This is a genomic window from Ancylomarina longa (assembly GCF_003996985.1).
In the GTDB taxonomy this organism is placed as follows: Bacteria; Bacteroidota; Bacteroidia; order Bacteroidales; family Marinifilaceae; genus Ancylomarina_A; species Ancylomarina_A longa.
This window is the reverse complement of the sequence record NZ_RJJX01000286.1, coordinates 1-384: the sequence shown is the minus strand read 5'-3', so window position 1 is coordinate 384 and position 384 is coordinate 1. Positions and strand designations below refer to the sequence as shown.

Annotated in this window: 1 protein-coding gene and 1 pseudogene; both read right to left on the bottom strand. The window is 49.0% G+C overall.

Going from position 1 to position 384, the window contains the following annotated elements; translation table 11 throughout:
- Positions 1 to 203, bottom strand: a 203-nt coding sequence (locus DLK05_RS17205) for an ead/Ea22-like family protein (RefSeq protein ID WP_148114141.1), incomplete at its 3' end; no start/stop codon positions are given.
- Positions 200 to 301 (bottom strand): annotated as a pseudogene (locus DLK05_RS17200) (TraR/DksA C4-type zinc finger protein); the annotation flags it as partial. The pseudogene DLK05_RS17200 and the gene DLK05_RS17205, both read right to left, overlap by 4 nt.
- Positions 302 to 384: the final 83 nt, after the last annotated feature.

Sequence of the window (384 nt, the reverse complement as noted above, 5' to 3'; positions counted from 1 at the left end):
AGTTTCCCTACTGTTAGCGCAATATCCTCGTTCTCCTGGTCGCGGCGTTTGATGTATTGCTGGTTTCTTTCCCGTTCATCCAGCAGTTCCAGCACAATCGATGGTGTTACCAATTCATGGAAAAGGTCTGCGTCAAATCCCCAGTCGTCACTAACTGTCCCACAGCACCGTTCACGCAGTGCCTGAGAGTTAATTTCGCTCACTTCGAACCTCTCTGTTTACTGATAAGTTCCAGATCCTCCTGGCAACTTGCACAAGTCCGACAACCCTGAACGACCAGGCGTCTTCGTTCATCTATCGGATCGCCACACTGACACCAACACGTGAATTATCCGGTCAGACGCATTCTATTGGACGAGCAATCGAGGTGAAAATATCTACAGA